The organism is Clostridium sp. DFI.1.208 (genome assembly GCF_024463855.1).
Taxonomy (GTDB): Bacteria; Bacillota_I; Bacilli_A; order Erysipelotrichales; family Erysipelotrichaceae; genus Clostridium_AQ.
Map to the genome: position 1 here is coordinate 124,478 of NZ_JANGCA010000007.1, position 16,476 is coordinate 140,953.

Annotated in this window: 18 protein-coding genes and 2 pseudogenes; 11 read left to right on the forward strand and 9 right to left on the reverse strand. The window is 33.3% G+C overall.

Translation table 11 applies throughout. From position 1 onward, the window contains the following. Window positions 1–72 precede the first annotated feature (72 nt). The 5 genes from NE665_RS05660 to NE665_RS05680 form a co-directional block, all read right to left on the reverse strand. Window positions 73–354: a hypothetical protein gene (locus tag NE665_RS05660; protein ID WP_005361060.1), complete on the reverse strand. Its 282-nt coding sequence runs from the start codon at window positions 352–354 to the stop codon at window positions 73–75. Window positions 355–386: 32 nt separating this feature from the next. After that, window positions 387–611: a hypothetical protein gene (locus tag NE665_RS05665; protein WP_055156485.1), complete on the reverse strand. Its 225-nt coding sequence runs from the start codon at window positions 609–611 to the stop codon at window positions 387–389. Window positions 612–624: 13 nt separating this feature from the next. Further along, a complete protein-coding gene (locus NE665_RS05670; RefSeq protein WP_117442482.1) occupies window positions 625–1,605 on the reverse strand; it encodes a DUF3991 domain-containing protein in 981 nt (326 codons plus the stop codon). A gap of 77 nt (window positions 1,606–1,682) precedes the next feature. Further along, window positions 1,683–2,555: a DUF6017 domain-containing protein gene (locus tag NE665_RS05675; protein WP_117442483.1), complete on the reverse strand. Its 873-nt coding sequence runs from the start codon at window positions 2,553–2,555 to the stop codon at window positions 1,683–1,685. A gap of 29 nt (window positions 2,556–2,584) precedes the next feature. Then, entirely contained in the window at window positions 2,585–3,106 is a 522-nt protein-coding gene (locus NE665_RS05680) for a DUF5720 family protein (protein ID WP_005361050.1), read from the reverse strand. Between the two features lie 257 nt (window positions 3,107–3,363). Here NE665_RS05680 and NE665_RS05685 point away from each other — a divergent pair. From NE665_RS05685 to NE665_RS05735, 11 genes and pseudogenes are all read left to right on the forward strand, one after another. After that, a pseudogene (locus NE665_RS05685) lies at window positions 3,364–3,540 on the forward strand (tyrosine-type recombinase/integrase); the annotation flags it as partial. Next, window positions 3,533–3,862 carry a mobilization protein gene (locus NE665_RS05690; RefSeq protein ID WP_117442484.1) on the forward strand — a complete coding sequence of 110 codons (330 nt, stop codon included), beginning with the start codon at window positions 3,533–3,535 and terminating at the stop codon, window positions 3,860–3,862. The pseudogene NE665_RS05685 and the gene NE665_RS05690, both read left to right, overlap by 8 nt. Further along, a complete protein-coding gene (locus NE665_RS05695) occupies window positions 3,855–4,862 on the forward strand; it encodes an AAA family ATPase (RefSeq protein ID WP_118654725.1) in 1,008 nt (335 codons plus the stop codon). Before NE665_RS05690 ends, NE665_RS05695 begins: the two co-directional genes overlap by 8 nt. 158 nt (window positions 4,863–5,020) lie before the next feature. Then, a complete protein-coding gene (locus NE665_RS05700; RefSeq protein ID WP_118654726.1) occupies window positions 5,021–5,368 on the forward strand; it encodes a TnpV protein in 348 nt (115 codons plus the stop codon). Window positions 5,369–5,602: 234 nt separating this feature from the next. Continuing rightward, complete coding sequence (locus NE665_RS05705) at window positions 5,603–5,725, forward strand: helix-turn-helix transcriptional regulator (protein ID WP_336246108.1); 123 nt, start codon at window positions 5,603–5,605, stop codon at window positions 5,723–5,725. 26 nt (window positions 5,726–5,751) lie between these two features. After that, window positions 5,752–7,473 (forward strand): phosphoadenosine phosphosulfate reductase family protein, encoded by a 1,722-nt coding sequence (locus NE665_RS05710; protein WP_256302480.1) that lies wholly within the window; start codon window positions 5,752–5,754, stop codon window positions 7,471–7,473. A 9-nt stretch (window positions 7,474–7,482) separates the two neighbouring features. Then, entirely contained in the window at window positions 7,483–8,349 is an 867-nt protein-coding gene (locus tag NE665_RS05715; protein ID WP_256302481.1) for a DUF4007 family protein, read from the forward strand. Between the two features lie 2 nt (window positions 8,350–8,351). Next, window positions 8,352–8,624 carry a hypothetical protein gene (locus tag NE665_RS05720; protein ID WP_178759914.1) on the forward strand — a complete coding sequence of 91 codons (273 nt, stop codon included), beginning with the start codon at window positions 8,352–8,354 and terminating at the stop codon, window positions 8,622–8,624. A gap of 26 nt (window positions 8,625–8,650) precedes the next feature. Continuing rightward, window positions 8,651–11,863 (forward strand): hypothetical protein, encoded by a 3,213-nt coding sequence (locus NE665_RS05725; protein WP_178759913.1) that lies wholly within the window; start codon window positions 8,651–8,653, stop codon window positions 11,861–11,863. 22 nt (window positions 11,864–11,885) lie between these two features. Beyond that, window positions 11,886–13,007, forward strand: a complete 1,122-nt coding sequence (locus tag NE665_RS05730; protein ID WP_118654729.1) for an aminotransferase class V-fold PLP-dependent enzyme — start codon at window positions 11,886–11,888, stop codon at window positions 13,005–13,007. Then, window positions 13,004–14,206, forward strand: a complete 1,203-nt coding sequence (locus NE665_RS05735; protein WP_118654730.1) for a DEAD/DEAH box helicase family protein — start codon at window positions 13,004–13,006, stop codon at window positions 14,204–14,206. Before NE665_RS05730 ends, NE665_RS05735 begins: the two co-directional genes overlap by 4 nt. Window positions 14,207–14,473: 267 nt before the next feature. On the opposite strand, the gene NE665_RS05740 is transcribed toward NE665_RS05735, so the two are convergent. The 4 genes and pseudogenes from NE665_RS05740 to NE665_RS05755 all read right to left on the reverse strand — a co-directional run bounded on the left by NE665_RS05740 (window position 14,474) and on the right by NE665_RS05755 (window position 16,354). Beyond that, complete coding sequence (locus tag NE665_RS05740) at window positions 14,474–15,076, reverse strand: DUF998 domain-containing protein (protein ID WP_008791135.1); 603 nt, start codon at window positions 15,074–15,076, stop codon at window positions 14,474–14,476. A gap of 4 nt (window positions 15,077–15,080) precedes the next feature. Next, window positions 15,081–15,320 (reverse strand): AbrB/MazE/SpoVT family DNA-binding domain-containing protein, encoded by a 240-nt coding sequence (locus tag NE665_RS05745; protein ID WP_008791134.1) that lies wholly within the window; start codon window positions 15,318–15,320, stop codon window positions 15,081–15,083. Window positions 15,321–15,456: 136 nt separating this feature from the next. Further along, window positions 15,457–15,543 (reverse strand): annotated as a pseudogene (locus NE665_RS05750) (conjugal transfer protein); the annotation flags it as partial. Between the two features lie 139 nt (window positions 15,544–15,682). Continuing rightward, a complete protein-coding gene (locus tag NE665_RS05755) occupies window positions 15,683–16,354 on the reverse strand; it encodes a helix-turn-helix transcriptional regulator (RefSeq protein ID WP_008791133.1) in 672 nt (223 codons plus the stop codon). Between the last annotated feature and the right edge of the window lie 122 nt (window positions 16,355–16,476).

Below are 16,476 nucleotides of genomic sequence, written 5' to 3' on the forward strand. Positions count from 1 at the left end.
CCTTTCATGTGAAGCAGCTCTTTGACCTGCTCATTTTCCGCAAACGGCTGGCTATCTGTCCCCGCCATTTAATCAATCCCTCCCATCTGCCGGTAGCTGCCCGCCGGCAATCTTGCCGACAATCTCCGGACCGGTTTCATAAATCTGCATGAGGCGTTTTGCTGTGCCGCAAGGCTGTGCAGCTCCGCTAGTCCAAAGACGCACTGTGGATGGGGCAACATTCATCAAAAGCGCAAAGCCCTTTTCGTTCATGTCCAGCTTTTTCATCAGCGATTTAACCATATCGGGGCCGTAGTCTGGACACCGGGAAGCCTCGGCAATCATCTGCAAAGCGGTATTTTCAATTTTTTTCATTTTCAAATCCTCCTGTTATTTGTTTTCCAGCCTTATGCCGGGGCAAAGCTGATCTGGTTGTGTTTCATCCTTTTGGCAAAATCCGGCAACGAATAATTTACCCCGTCAATTTCTGCATGGGTGTCATCCAGACGATGACAAACAGCAAAGTGCCTGTCCCCGTTTCCATAGAACAGGCAGAGTAAACCATTGTCGGGAATGGAAAACAGCGCTTTTCCGGCGCTGTCTGTAAAGCAGATATGTTGAGATCCATTCATGTTGAAATCCTCCCTAAATTGAAACAGCCGCCTCTTTTGGGCGGCGTTGGTGCTGGCTGGTTTGCAGTTGTTCCCGAACCTCCAGCAATTTTTCATTGTAATCTTTTCCCATCCGGGGAGGGTTGACACTTACCCGGATATGACGGAAACGTTTATCCTCGTGGAGCATGGTCTTGATTTTCCGGGCATTGACAAATCCGGCAAGATCGTGGTCCATATAAAGGGTAACACGCCGGATCTCCGGGTGGCGTTCCAGAAAAGAAGTCAGCGCCACATGGGAAGTACCTCCCAAAGACAAGCGGTAACCATTCCATTTCCATCCCTCCAGCTCTTGAAGCGTTGCATGGGAAAGCGCATCAAGAGGAGCTTCAAAGACTGCCACATGCCGGCTACCCGGACTTTGCGGGGGATAACAAAAGTTATATCCTTTGTCGCTGCCATAGACATCCTTTTTGAGATTGCCGCCGATACTGCGCATACAGGCGAACTTCGCTTTCCCGGAATCATCTTTCCCTACAAATACACAAACCGGTTCTCCATGATACCGGGCTTCGTAAAAAATCCCGGCTTGTAAACACTGGCGAATGACTTCTGAGCTGATCCCCCGTTTCTGCAAATAGGAGACCGCAGCGGTCGCGCAACGTCTGGCCCAGGGGAGAGAGAATGCTTTCTTTTCCGGTTCTTTTGATACCTGTATTTCTGCCGTACTTCGGTAAGCCGGTGTATTTCGGATTTCGCCACCTACCAGAGCATGAACCGCATCCACAAGACCATATCCCCGAATCTGGATCAGGTAGTCCAGCGCATTGATACTCCGTCCACGGCTGTTCCAGTACCAGTACCTTTTCCCGGTCACATATACCAGACTGTCATGTTCCTTATGCCGGAAATTAGGTCCATCCCGTTTCAGCACACCGGGTTCATGGAACTGCAGGTAAGTAAACAGATCAGCTTCCCGCGCTGCCTGAATCTGTTCTTTGGTTACGCCGGGCATTGTACCGGCACAGTGATTCTTTTCATCGTGCTTTGCCTCCTTCCTGTGATGGAATGAAAAAAGACACCCAAAGGTGCCTAACAGCCGTACAGATCGTGATTGACCTCGGCACGGTAATAGCTGTCCATTGTAGCCGGGGCATTATACAGCGCCGCCAGCAGATATGCTTTGATATTTCCGACCTTCGTCGCGTTCTTGTCGATACAGTCAAAGACATACTCTAAGTGACCGGAATTGATCTTCAGGAACCGGCTCTTGACGATCTCCCGCGGAAAATCATCTCCGGCGATGCGTATGTAAGGGCGTTTCGACAAAATCACTTCAAGCATAAGTTCAAGGGTTTCGTCCAGACGTTCCCTGCCATACCGTAAGACCAGTAAGTCATATTCGATATTTTCTTTGATGATTTCACGATATGCTTCTATCAGCTCTATCCGATCCATCCCATCCGTGCGGTTCGCCGCTTCCGGCTCTGCCGGATAGATTGATGGATAAGTTATTGATTTATCTTTTTTTGATTTTTTTGTTTTTAATGGATTAGTATTTAATTGTGCCGGATTTTCCTGTTCAGGTTCCGCCTGTTTAGGTTTTGCCTGTTCAGGTTTTACCTGTCTTGGATTTTCCCGTTTAGGTGAAAGCCCTATGTTTTCGGTACTTACAGGCTGCTCATGGATCGTATATTCAATGTCTCCCAACTGCCCGTTATCATAGCGGAGGCGCTGTCTGGTGAGATAACCATGCCGCTCCAGTTCCTTCAGGGCAGTAGTGATAGAATCCACACCGTCCTTGCAGATATGGGCGAGTCCCTTCGTGGTATAATCCCAATCTTCCGGCAGCGACAACATAAGTGATAAAAGCCCCTTTGCCTTTAAGGACAACTCCGTATTGCGCAGATGGTGATTGCTCATTATCGTAAAGTCCTTTGTTTTCTCTACACGGAATACTGCCATTGTATCGCCTCCTTTCTTCGACTATTCCGTTACAAGGCATGATCCCTGCGGTCATAATGGAGATGACCGTCAGAGACCTTCGCATGGTTTTTCAGTTTCACTTCGCCCCGTTCCTGGCTCTCTAAAAATTTCTGATAGCCGGCATCTGTAAGGAACAAGCGCATCTTATCGCCTTTGTCGCCAACAGGGGAATCGTAAGACAATACATCAAAGACGATCATGTGCTTTACTTCTGGATCAAAGCGTTCAAGTGCCATGATGTCATGCCCCTTCAATTTTTCTGCCCCTGATTGTTGTCTGGCCTCGGCGATCTTTTCTCCAATCGTCCGGGCTGGATAGGGCAGACGGTAATTCTTCTGAATATCTTTTACCAAGTCCATGCACTCTGCATTTGACAGAACACGAAGTTTTGCCATAAGACCTTCTGCCGCCTCCCGCTGTTCGGAATTATTTGAATACCGCACGGTCATATAAAGTTCATTCAGGATCTTTGTCTGATAATCGCCCTCCACTTGAAAGAGCAGCTTTTTTTCCATTTCGTTTAATTCCATGTGGATCTCCTTTCTCTCGAAAATGAGTATGAAAAAAGGGCGTCCACCTATAAAAGTGAAACGCCCACGGCAACCAGCGGTCAGACATAAAGCCGGACCGCTGGCACTATTAAATTTTGTCGTTAATAAAACAGCCTCCTTTTTTCTTTATAGTTTTCGTCAATTTTCAACTTGGAAAAGGAATTGAATAAAAGACGACAAACGCTCAAACCCCTTGAAAATAAAGGCTTTTTCTGTTTGTCGTTATTATACCGTAACGGCATTCACATGTAAGTTTGCTTATTGAGATGGGTTTTGATGCGGTAGCAATTGCTGATCGTGTTGGACATGAAAGCATTGATATTACTTACCGATATGCACACTTGTTCCCATCTAAACAAGGCAAAATAGCAAATCGTTTAAATATAGAAAGGGGAAATTTCACGTATGAGTAAAAAAGTATTCGATACCCAAGGAAGATGGCGAAATAAAATTGTTGCTTTCCGTATGTCACCTGAAGAAAATGCAATGCTTGATGATCTAGTTTCATTATCAGGATTGAGCAAACAGGAATATTTAATTCAAAGAGTCTTACAAAAAGATATTACTGTGAAACCAAATCCTTATGTTCATAAATGCTTAATAAAACAATTACATTATTTTATTAACTTGTTGGAAAACCAAAGCTTTATGGAGCTGAATAATGATGACTATGAGGTTATGAAGTTTATGTTGAAAATCATTAGTGGGCTAACCGAGGAAAACTCAAATGTCTGAATATATTAATGGCAGTGAGCTTATAAATGTAGTTACAACACCAGGTGAGGAAGTTGTCAAAGATTTTCTACCCATTGGTGTAACAATATTAGGTGCACCACAGAAGATTGGCAAAACATTCTTCTGTTTACAGTTAAGTAATGCAATAGCTAGTGGTGATGAGTTTCTAGGACATACTGTTCAGCAAGGTAGAGTGTTATATTGCGCATTAGAAGATACAAAGGAAAAGATTAAGAAGCGTTATGAATTATATGGTTTTCAAGCGAGTGAACAAATTGATTTCATATTTAACAATAGTATTCATAGTTTTGATATTAAATATGAACTTGACTATTTTCAAAAAAAATATAAGAATATACAGCTTGTTATTATAGATGCATTTGCTAAGATAATAGATAAAAATACGGAAGCTAAATATCTTTTAGAATATGATGAAGTGTCAAAGATCCATGATATGGCACTTAAATATCATTTGGTAATTCTTCTAGTAACTCATGTAAACAAACATATTGATTATTTAAATCCCTTTGACAGTATTTATGGGAGCAGAGGAGTAACCGCTGCAGCAGATGGCATGATGGTCATATTAAAAGAACAGGATGTATTGGAAAGTAAGAAATTATATGTCATAGGGAAAGATATTCCTGAAGAAAAATTATCTTTAAAACAAGACAATCACTTAACGTATTTTGTTGTTGAAAATGATGAACATGAACAAGCAGATGAAGAAGATATTACTAAAGTTATTCATTATATTGTTAAGAAAAAGAAATATTATGGAACGCATGAAAACTTATGTGCAGTTTTAAACTTGAAAATTACAAGTAGAAAACTATCAAGTAAAATAAAGAAATACAAGAGCGTGTTTGATGATAATTTTATTAAAATAAGTTATCCCCCTAGAAAAGCAATGGCAAGATTAATTGAGATGGTGTATGTTTGTAATGACGATATGACGATTGAGGAAGTGTTTGAGGATGATACGTCATACCGTCATTAAAGACTATGTCTTGTATGGTAGCAAGCACTGAATTGTGGGGACACAATTCGCTTGTTGCTGATACACAGTACCAGCAAGCATTGGATTTGGATAGCCAATCCAACATTTAGGGGAACCCTAACACCCTGTTAAAAAATAAAGATAATGGAGGAGTAAACATGAACATAGAATATGAAAAAGTAGGCGAATATTATTTGCCAAACTTAACGGTAAAGGAAAAGAAAATATATTTATCAAAATATGGCAGAATAAAGTTGCAGTATATGAAGAAATATCAAAAAATACTTTATACAAATTTGCTAACAAGTGGTGACTTGTATGAATATCTTGAAATGATCGATTATCAAGCAAATGCATTACATGATAAGCTGTTGGTTGATATGAAAAGGCAAAGAAATATTACAGAAGCATTAAAAGAAGAAAATCAAATGTTATGGATACAGGAGATGAATAATATTGGTGCCGGTATTAATGAAATTATCTATAATGAATATATATACAATTAAGAGCAAATAAGCTCTTTTTTCTTTAGATTAATGGAAAAAGTAATTAAATTAGTTTCAGAGAACAAAAAAATTACCATTTAGCAATAAAATCTCTACTATTCACATTTAATTAGCGTTATAATATATAAGAGTATGGAAAGATGGGGGTATGAATTTTGGAAATCGTTAGGACAAGTGTTTTGAATTACTGATTGATAAAGGTTTAAAAAAAGTGAATTTGCTAAATTATGTGGAATAAGTACTCCCACTCTTGCAAAACTATCAAGAAATGAGTGTGTTTCTATGGATGTTCTTATAAAAATATGTAAGAATTTAGACTGCAATTTTGGAGATATTGTAGATTATATAAAAGAATAAATGTAGTGTTAGGAAGGATTGATTTGATGAAATATTATTGCCTAAATTGCAAAATTTATATAGATCATAGCACAACGAGCGATTGCCCCGTTTGTGGCTCAAGGATGATTAACCAAACTAAAGTATATTGGTCAAAGAAAAGTAATGTACCAGTTGTTTTAGACATAGATGAAGTAGATGATGATCTATTATATATTTCATCTGATATTCGTCCAGTTTTTCCGGAAGAAAGATTGTTAATAGAAATATTGTGGAATGAACCTTTTAAATATAAAAAATCATCAGTATGGTGTGCACAAGGTGGTACGTATATCATTGATGGTAAAAAGAAAAAAATAGTAGTGAAGGATTTAAGAAATGTAGATGCTGAAAAAGTTAGAAAAGAATATTTAGAGTTGAATAAAGACAATGCTGATAATAGTTTTGATACTTTTATTCAACAGTTTCTTATTTTAAATCAGCAAAGAATAAATACTTTGGATGATGAAGCGTTAAAATATATAAATGTTCAATCAGAAAATTATGATTTTAAATCAACTTTTGTATCATTTAGTGGTGGAAAAGATTCAACTGTGGTGTCCGATTTGGTTATGAGAGCTTTAGGTACACCAAAAGTAATACACATCTTTGGAGATACTACATTAGAATTTCCTGAAACATATGAATATGTGGAAAGATTCAAAAAAACAAATCATAGAATGACTCCAATGTTCAATGCGAAAAATAGAGAGAAGAATTTTTATGATTTATGTGAAATAGTTGGTCCTCCGTCACGTGTTATGAGATGGTGTTGTACTGTTTTTAAGACTGGAGCAATCACACAATATACAACTAAAATGTTTAAAAGCTCGAATAGAATTTTGACATTTTATGGAATTAGAAGAGCTGAATCGGTAAGCAGAAGTAAATATGATAGGGAATCTGATAGTCCTAAAATTGCAAAACAGCGTACGGTAGCACCAATTATTGATTGGCTAGATATTGATGTTTGGGCATATATATTAAACAGAAAAATCGATTTTAATTCTGCATATAAAATGGGATTCGCACGTGTAGGATGTTGGTGTTGCCCGAATAACTCTGGTTGGTCTGAATTTTTATCAAAGATACATCATCCTGAGGAATTTTATAAGTTTAGAGACATATTGTTAAAAAATGCTGTAAACATCGGTAAACCTGATCCGGATGAATATGTTGATTCAGGAGCATGGAAAGCCAAACAAGGTGGTAATGGGATTGAATATGGTAAACGACAGGTTGTGAGTTTTAAACCATGTGCTACTGAAGAAAATGCATTTAATTATGAATTGAAAAAACCAATAGATAAAAATTTATACGAACTTTTTAAACCTTTTGGAACCTTAAATTTTGATCTAGGTAATAAAAGATTGAATGAAGTTTACGTACTTGGAAAAGATAATCAAGTCCTATTAAAGTTTCAAGGAAAAATTGGAGACAAAAAATTAAAAGTTACTATAGTTAATTTACCGTTAGCAAAAGCAAAAACAATTAATGATGCTGAAGGTAAAGTGAAGTGTCAATTAACTAAATTCCAAATGTGTCTTAATTGCTCAGCATGTATGCAAGTATGTAGATTTGGAGCTATTAAGATTAAATATGAAAATGGAACTTTGGATTATAACGTTGATGAAAGTAAGTGTGTACATTGTTTTGAGTGTATTAATCATTTTTCATCAGGATGTTATCTAAAGAAGATTTTGAAAACAAAGAACCAGAAAAAGGAGTAGGTGAACTTGGTGAAAACTAGATTTAAAGGACATGAAACATTCTTCTTTAGAGAAGGGTGGTTACAAAAGGCATTATTTGAAATAAATGCTAATAGAAATTTAGAATTATTCTCTGGAAATAACGGAATTGTAAAACTTGGTGTTGGAGCAAACATGGTTAAATCTATCAAATATTGGATGTTAACAAGTGGAATCCTTCAATATAAAAACAGAGAATATGAACTTACGAAATTAGGTGAAACAATTGCAATAAATGATGTTTATTTAGAGAACATATTTTCACTATGGATTATCCACATTAATTTAGTTCGTAATTATGAAAATGCTACTACTTGGAATTTGTTTTTTAATGTTTTTAAAGGAGAAATCTTTGAATCGGCTGATATTAAAGATGTTTTAAGCGATTATTTGAAAAGTCATGATATTAAGTTTTCTGAGAAATCACTTGATACTGATATAAATGTTTTATTAAATATGTATTCAAAGAAAAATGAAAATGATGATCCTGAGGAAAACTATATTTGTCCATTATCCAACCTAGGGCTTATTAAGTACTCACGAAAAAAATATCAACGATCGTTACCAGAATTGAATACTGTTAGCGAATATTTAGTTCTTTACGTCATTCTTTTATTAATCGAAGATAAAGGTGAATCTTCTAATCGTTCGATTAGTATTTCTGATTTAGAGAAAACGAATAATTCATTAGTATCTATATTTAACTTTAATAGAATAATTATAAATGAATATTTAGAGCAACTTGCTTCAATGGGATACTTAAGGATTGAAAAGACTGCTGGATTGGATATGATCTATGTAACATGTGACTATTCTCCAGATCAAATAATAGAACTGTATTATGAAGGGGAGAAATAAGTATGAAATTTGACGAATTAATAAATATTGATGCTAATTTTCAAAACTCAATTAATATCGGTTTAGATTTATCGGATGATGCAAAGGTGAATGCGTTTATTCCAACTACAACTGGAATAGATTTTCTTTCTCATTTTTTATCTAATGTTGAAAACGACGATGGGGATCATTCTTCGATGATTATCGCACCTTATGGTAAGGGAAAATCACACTCAGTTTTAACATTGCTAGCATTACTAAAAATACAGATTATAAAAAATATGATAAACTTTTAAGTAAAATTTCAATTGCAAGTAATGATTTGTATAAACAGATAATTAGGTTAGAAAATAAAAAATATTTTCCGATTATTATTTCAAATACAAGAGGAACACTAAATCAAGCACTTCTATATTCTTTGCAAAAAAGTTTAAATAATGAAGGAATAGATAATTTAACTGTTGATAATGATTTTATTCAAGTAATAAATCGAATTGAAGAATGGAAGAAAAATTACCCAGATACATATGTTTCGTTTGAAAATGAATTAAAGGCAAATAAGATTAGCATAGAAAAATTTGCAAATGCGATTAGAACGTATAATGAATCTGCATATAATATGTTTAAGAGGATTCATAAGAACATACTATCTGGAGCTGAATTTGTATCACAAAATTCATTAGAGGTAGTTGATTATTATCGAAAAATAGCAAATCAATTAATTAATAATTACGAATATGATGGTGTTTATATAGTCTTTGATGAATTTAGCAAATTTTTAGAATCTAGAGACGAAAAGACTATATCTAATGATATGAAAATCATTCAAGATTTGTCCGAGTTGTGCAATAATTCTAAAACTGAAAATATTTATTTGCAATTAATCATGCATAAACCTATTAATGATTACTTAAGTGTTGATAAACGCATAAGAAATGCTTTTAAAGGTATAGAAGGAAGAGTAAATGCATATTATTTTGTATCATCTTTAAAAAACTCTTTTGATCTAGTTTCTAATGTAATAACTAAAACGAAAAATTATTCACAGGAAAAGAAAAAGTTAAAAGACTATTCTGAAGAAGTGTATAAAAAAATGAGTCAATTGCCTCCATTTTATTCAAATTTTACACAAGAATATTTAGAAAAAGAGATGTTTGATGCGTGCTTTCCATTGCATCCATTAACAGTATATTTGTTGATTAAAATTAATGAAAAAGTTGCTCAAAACGAAAGAACGTTGTTTACATTTTTATCAAAGGATACACAAAACTCATTACCATTTATAATGAATAGAGATATAGATGCACATATATTATATCCTGATGTCATTTTTGATTACTTTTTAAATCAATTTCTAGAAGAAAAAGATAATGTGAATATTCAAAAGATTGCAACAAATTGTATAAGTGCAATTTCTAATACTAGTAAACCAATAGAAGCATTAATCATTAAGACTTTATCACTTTTATTGATTATTAATGAAAAGGATATATTGCCTTCTAATGGAAGTGTATTAGCATCATCATTGATGATTGATAGTTTTGAATGTGAATCAGTTATTAATAACTTAGAAAATAAAGGAATATTGATCAAGCGTCTTGGAGGACAGATTCAATTTAAGATAAATATGGATCTAAACCTAAATGGATCAATTGATAATTTGATTAATACAAAATTATCAAGAGTGAATGTACCTTTAGAATTATCAAAAATTGAGGATAGCAGATTTATATATCCTAGAACATACAATATAATTAATTCTATTACTAGATATTTTAGAGTAGAATACATCAACGAAGATGATTTTTTTTCTTTGGATAGTGTGAATTATTATTTTTCTGATAATTATGCTGATGGTTTAATAATGTATATTCTTCGAGGAGAAGATGATAGAAGCAAGCAAATTTATAAAAAGGTGAAAGAAATAAATGAGGATTTATTGGTTTCAATTTATCCAACAGAATACAATGATTATTCATCTGTTGTAAAAAGATATATGGCAATCAAACTTCTCATTTCAGACAATGAATTTATTGATAATAATATTTTAGTTAAAAAAGAACTAGAATTATTAATGGATGATGTAAAAGAAGAACTTGATGAACTTGTTAATATGGATTATTCTCTTTCTTCTACAACTAATAAATTATTCTGCTCGTATAACAAATTTGAATTAGATGAAAATAAGCGAATGATATCAAAAAATAGAATCCTTGGTGATATATTTTCACATGTCTATTGTGAATATCCTGCTAAATTTAATCTAGAATTGATTAATAAAGAAAATGTAAAAGGTAGTTATAGAAACGCAAGAGAAAAGGTTGTAGATAGCATTTTAAATAACAAATTGACATTCGACAATCTAGGAACTTCTCCTGAGGATACTATCACAAATTGTATTCTTATAGAAAGTGGTATATATAATGGCACTGAAACAACTCAAGTAAAAGCAATTTTAGAAAAAATATTCAACTATTTAAGTGGTGAGACAGATAACTTTGGAGTGATTTATTCTGAACTAATTAAGCCTCCTTATGGAATACGTAAAGGAATTATGCCAATTTTATTGGCTTGGCAGATAAATAAATTAGGACAATGTATTTTGATAAATTACAAACAACAAGAAGTTGAATTAAATGCACAATTGATAGAATCAATAAATGAAGATCCTAATAATTACAATTTCACTATTGATGAAATTAGTGCTTCTAAGATTTCGTATTTAGATTCGCTAGCTAAATTATTTGAGTGTGAAATAGGAACAGATGTAGGAAAGAGCTATAGTGGTATAACTAATTCTGTAAAAAATTGGTATGTTTCATTGCCAAAATTTACTAAGCAGATGATTGGTATTGATGAAATAATTTCTTCAAAAAAACACAAGCTGTTAAAAAAACAGTTGAGTCAAACTAATATCAACGCTAGCGAATTCATACTGTTTACATTACCCAAAGTATTTAATACAAATGAATTTGATAAATTAGTTGATCAATTTGCTAAATTGAAATCAGTATTAGATAAATATTGCCAAGATTACTTATTAGTTTTAAAAGCTTCAATCAATAGTTATTTGGGTTTTGATGATAAGACGACATTAACTCAATCTTTAAATTATTGGTTAAGTAAAAATAACAAAGTTCTGTCAAAAACAGTTCTTGAACCATATGAGAAGGAATTCATTAATGTTTGTAATACATCTCAAAATGATAATGAGTTAACACTTATCAATAAGGTTGCATATTGCTTCACATCGTTATTTATAGAAGACTGGTCTAACGATACATATGATTTATTTGAACAGCAACTTCAAAAAATTAGTCATCTTACCGATGCGAATAATGAAAATGACGGACAAAATTCAATTAGCATTACTGTAGATGGCGAGACAATTGTCAAAAGATTTAATAATGAAGACAATGATGCATTTGAATTAATAGAAAATTTTATTGATGGAACTATTGAAGATTATGGAGATTTATTAAACAACGAACAAAAAATAGCGTTGTTGGTAAGAATTATGAAAAAGTACTTATAGTACTTAAGGAAGGAGAAGAAGTATGATTTATTTTGATAATGCTGCTACCACTTTCCCTAAACCAGAATGTGTTTATGAGGAATTAGATAGTGCGCAAAGAACTCTTTCATTTAATGCAGGGAGAGGATTGTATCCTAGTGCTGAAATGGCTGGAGAAACTATCGAGAATGCTAGAAATATTCTTTGTAAATATGCAAATGCAAAAGAATTAGTATTTTCTTCTTCTGCTACACAAGCTTTAAACTTCATTCTTTTTGGATTAGACTTAAACGCTGGGGATGTGGTCTATTGTTCGCCATATGATCATAATGCAATAGTAAGAACGCTTAATGAAATAAAAAAAGTAAAGAGTATTACTATAAAACATATTCCTCTTAATGAAGATTTGGCGATTGATTTGGATAGATTTAAATTCGACTGTTTAATTAATAAACCTAAAGCGATGATTTGTACTCATGTTAGCAATGTTACTGGATATATTTTGCCTATAAAAGAATTGGGTGAAATATCTAAGAGTATTAACTCTATATTTATTGTTGATGGTGCACAAGCATTTGGATTGATTCCAGTAGATATTGTAGATTCGAACATTTCTTATTACGTATTTGCTGGACACAAAACAATGTATGGTCCTTTTGGTGCTGCGGGTTATTTATGTGAACAAAACAAATTAAAACCAACTTACTTTGGAGGGACAGGAAGTGATTCATTAAATGTTGAAATGCCATCAAACGGACACTTAAGATATGAGCCATCAAGTCAAAATGTTGTAGCTATTAGGGGTATGGTAAAAGGTTTTGAATGGATAATATCTAAGAAAGCTTATGAACATGAACAACTATTGGTTGATTATGCAGTAGAAAAATTAAAAGAAATAGATGGGATTAAACTTTATCATAATGATAAGTTGTTACAGGTTGGAATTTTGTCATTTAACTTAGATGGCTACGATAGTGAAGATTTATCGAAGATTCTTGGAGAGGAGTATGAAATAGCTGTAAGGGGAGGCTATCATTGTTGCCCATATATACATGATTATTTGGAATCGAAAGAATACTTAGGGACAGTTAGAGTAAGTTTTAGTTATTTTAATACTAAAGAGGAAGTTAATTTGCTGATTGAGGCAATAGAGGATTTACTATGAGTTTAAAAAATGTTTCTGATATAAAACTTGAATATAGAACTTTAGCTGATAATGTTGTAGATGATTTTTACGTTCCTTGCTTAAAAGAGGCAAAAGTTTATAAAAGAGCAGTAGGATTCTTCTCTTCTTCAATTCTTTTGCAAATATCAAAAGGACTTGGATCAATTGCAAAAAAGGGTGGAAAAATTAAATTGTTAGTGTCACCTAGACTTTCTAAAGATGATTATGAAGCAATAGAAAAAGGGTATAATCTAAAACAACTTGTAAGTGATAAATTTGAGAAAGAATTCGATGAAAATGTAATTTTTGAACAAAAAACAGAAAGATTTACGTTGTTATCTTACTTGATTGCACAAAATATTTTAGAAATTAAAGTAGCTGTTGTGGAGAATGAATCAAGTGATAATGCAATGTATCATGAAAAGCTTGGTATCTTGGTTGATGATGAAGATAATATAGTTGCATTTTCAGGTTCGGCTAATGAATCTGATCATGCTTTTAATCTTAACTATGAGTGTATTGATACTTTTTGCTCTTGGAGTTCAGATGATTCGTTTGAAAGATGTCAAAATAAAGAATTCCGTTTTGATTTAATGTGGGAAAACGATGAGAAAGGTCTTATAGTACTTCCGTTTTCGGATATTATTAGAAAAAAATTATTGAGCTACAATAATTATGATATAGATTTTTCTAAATTAGATAATGAATTAAAGGAAATTCATAAAAAAAAGAGAATGAAAAATGTTTTTCCTACATTGGATAACGTTGGATTATATGATTATCAGTTAGAAGCAATTGATAATTGGAACTCCAATAATTATCGAGGAATATTTGATATGGCTACCGGAACAGGTAAGACATATACCGGGTGTGGTGCTGTTGTTAGATTGCTGAATGATAAAAAAAGATTAGTGACAATAATTTGTTGTCCATACATACATCTTGTTGATCAATGGGTTGAAGAGGTTAAGGAGTTCAATATTGATTCAATAAAATGCTATGGTGGTATTAAATACAGAGACAAATTAGAGAGACAATTATATAAATTTAAAAATAAAAGAACAGATTTTGTTTGTATAATTATTTCCAATAGTAGTTTTATAGACTCTAAAAATCAAGAACTATTCAAAATGAATATAGAAAATACATTATTACTTGTTGATGAGGCTCATAATTTTGGTGCACATAATTTTATATGAAATTTTATATTTAATTTTAGATTATCCGCATAAACACTACACTTTTAAACATTTTGAGGTATAGGAAATACTCATTTTACCACAGATTTACCACGATTGAATGAGCCTTGATATGATGATAAAACGACAAAGGGAGATAGCACAAATAACTGTGCATCTCCCTATATTTTCTTTGTTTATTCCGTTGATTACTTCATTTGATTTCAAACTTTAACGCTTTTTTATATCTCGTTTTTAAGTCCTATCATAGATTTCACTCCTAACAATTTATTTTTCCAGTAATATTAAACATCCCAAAGGTAAATACATAAACAGTAATGATAACCGTTGCCATAAGCCTTCAAAGGCTAAAACTGTATTTTTGTAATTAGGCTTATCTCCCATAACAAAACATGAAAAACACAATATTGCTAATATGAAACACCCTATGTTGAAATAAAAGAATTTAATGTTATTTATTTTATATGCATAAATTCCTAGAAAAAGTGGTGCAAATGCTAAGCACATAAAACCAATAACAGAACCATACCCATGTATTTTTTCTGAAAGAGTAGCAAGACTTTTTACTTCCCCAACAGGGAATAAACCAGAAAGAATACACCCTCCGATTGCATAAATCAACAATATTACAAAAAGTGTTACTGCAATCAGTTTGGAACTCTCTGAAATAATCGCATATACGTTGAAATCAATCACTATTAAGGTAATTCCAAAGACTACCAGCCACGCATTGTATATAATATGTAGCGGAGCCTTACTATTCCCGAGAACGCTCATAACTTGTATTAAATGATTATACCCTTTATATGCTGGAGCTAAGATAAAAGGAATAAGTAAATCTAAGATGAAAACTATTGGCAATATAGTCATAATGCTATTTTTCATCTTCTATACCGTTACTTAATTTACCAAGTCCTTTTAATATTTTCACAGCTAATTCTTTCATAACGTCCGCTTTTACAATCGCTATCCCTTGTTCTTCATCGCCCAACACTAATAAGGTATCCCCTGATTTAATATCAAAAATCTGTCTTGCTTCTTTTGGAATAACAATTTGTCCTTTTTCCCCTACTTTAACTGTTCCAAATATATGTTGTCCTTTTTTCATTGACATTTTCACATCTCCAATCTAACATTTCTATTTTGTTATACTTTTCATACTTGCAATAAAAATATAACAAAAATAATAAGACCTGTCAAGTTTAAAGAAGCGTGTACCTATAAAAGAGATACACGCCTTACTTTGCCAATTATCCGACAATCTTCCAGTTACTATCCTTATGTAATACAAGTTCATACTGCAATACCTGCGTCGCCTTTGTCTGATTTATCATAAATTAGCTTTTATCCCTTTCTTCCTCTTGGCTACCCACCACAGTCAAGAAAAAGCCCTGTCAAGAGCCTTGCCACCATTGGTGGTGCTTTGCACTCTTTACTGGGCTTTTTGTTTGCTGTATCTTCCATGCAAGAGGAAAATCAAAGACCTCTGTTCCATTTCGCCTTTAGATAATCTTCATAGTCCGCTTCATTAAAGTCTAATTGTGGCGAAGTGTCTGGTATGTTGTTTCTGTTGTCAATATCTGCAAGTTGACGGAATATCCAGTCAGCATAAGGGTCGTGGTATTTGTATTCTTTCAGTTGTTCTCTGTATCGGTCTAACCCTCGCATTTCCTTATGCACTTTCATCATGCGTTCTATTTTCTGATGCTGTATCAACTGCTTGATTTCCATAAGTTCTTCCAACTCTGTAACCTCATTGGTAATATAGTTATGGATATACTGTATAAGTTTATATACCTTGTAAAATCTGCATTCTTTTTCATCATTGAAAAACTCATTTTCAGACAGATAATCTAAGGAAACATTAAAATCCTGTTCCCGTTTGATAACGTCCATGATGTATGGCTCGGTATGGTCAATATACTTCCATTCTCCCGACAACAATTCATTGGGTGTTACTCCCAGCACGTCTATTATCTTTTCCAGCGTATCAAAGGTAGGATAATTCACACCACGTTCAATCTTGGAAAGGCTCTGCATATTGATACCGATTTTATCCGCAAGTTCCTGTTGTTTCATTCCTCTGTGTTTCCTTATGGTCTGTATGTTCTCTCCTAAGAAACTGATTTTCTTTATATAACCCTCCATAACTTAGTATAACCGCTCCTTTCGTTGCTTTTCTCGGTGTTTATAAGCATATCATACTTAATATTTATTAAAAAGTCAATCAAAACTTCTTGACAAGTAATTCTAATGGCGTTATTATCGTA